Annotated in this window: 2 protein-coding genes; both read right to left on the bottom strand. The window is 66.4% G+C overall.

Annotation, left to right across the window (positions count from 1 at the left end; genetic code table 11):
• Window positions 1-329, bottom strand: a 329-nt coding sequence (locus tag ACXJL8_RS41945) for a biotin/lipoyl-binding protein (RefSeq protein WP_456687132.1), incomplete at its 3' end; no start/stop codon positions are given.
• The gene (locus tag ACXJL8_RS41940; RefSeq protein WP_456687133.1) at window positions 326-964 is read right to left on the bottom strand and encodes a TetR/AcrR family transcriptional regulator; all 639 of its coding nucleotides are present in this window, start codon (window positions 962-964) and stop codon (window positions 326-328) included. The genes ACXJL8_RS41945 and ACXJL8_RS41940, both read right to left, overlap by 4 nt.
• Window positions 965-1,005: the final 41 nt, after the last annotated feature.

Below are 1,005 nucleotides of genomic sequence, written 5' to 3'. Positions count from 1 at the left end.
AGATTGGCCTGCGTGCCCGAACCGGTCTTGTTGAGCGAGGCCGCGCGGTCATAGGTCTGCTGCGCGTTGGCCAGCGTCGCCTTGTTCTGGTTGAGATCGGCAAGCTGGAGATCGTCGTCGACGGAATAGAGGGCATCGCCGACCTTGACCTCGTCGCCCTCGCGGATGTTCAGCTTCGTCACCCGGCCAGCCTCATCCGGGCTGACGAAGATCATGTCGGCCTCGACCCAGCCCTGGAAGCCGGGATCGCGCTTCTCGTTGCAGGCAGCAAGCCCGATTGCGAGCGCGGCGGCCAATGCCAATCTGAAAATTGCTTGCGACGACCTCATGTCGTGCTCCGTTCGCCAAAAATCAAATCGAGATGGACGCGCAGCATCTCCTGCGCGTCGAGCGGCGCATGCCGTGCAAACAGGCTCTGCCAGATCACCGCGATCATCGCCGGCGCGACCAGGATCTGCGGATAGCGCGCGAGGTTCTTCTCGCGGATCTCGCCGCGGGCGATGCCGAGCTCGATCAGCGCGCGCATGCTGGCGATCCCGCGCGAGACGACCTCGCGGTAATAGAAATCGGCCACGGACGGAAAGCGCGGCCCCTCAGCCACGATCAGGCGCACGAGATCGCCGCGCCGGGTGCCGATGACCTGTTTCAGGAAGTTGCTGGCAAACGCCTCGACGAGGTCGCGCACCGAGCCCGTCGGCGGCGGCAGCGCAGTCAGCTGCGCCACCACCGGCACGATCACGATGCGCACCAGCTCCTCGAACATCGACTCCTTGTCCTTGAAGTGCAGATAGATCGTGCCCTTGGCGACGCCTGCGCGCTTGGCGATGTCGTCGAGGCGCGTCGCGGCAAAGCCGCGGGCGATGAACTCCTCCATCGCCGCCTCCACGATCGCCGCACGCCGCTCCGCCGCGCGCGTGGCACGGTTGGAGGCTGGTGCTGCGCTCCCTTCCCCGGCTTCCGGCACGTGGCTCGCTGCTCGAACTGCGGATCCAGGGGCGGCGCTGG

This window comes from Bradyrhizobium sp. P5_C11_2, assembly GCF_054049755.1.
Note: the sequence above shows the minus strand (reverse complement) of the source record. Positions and strands in the feature narration are given on the sequence as shown.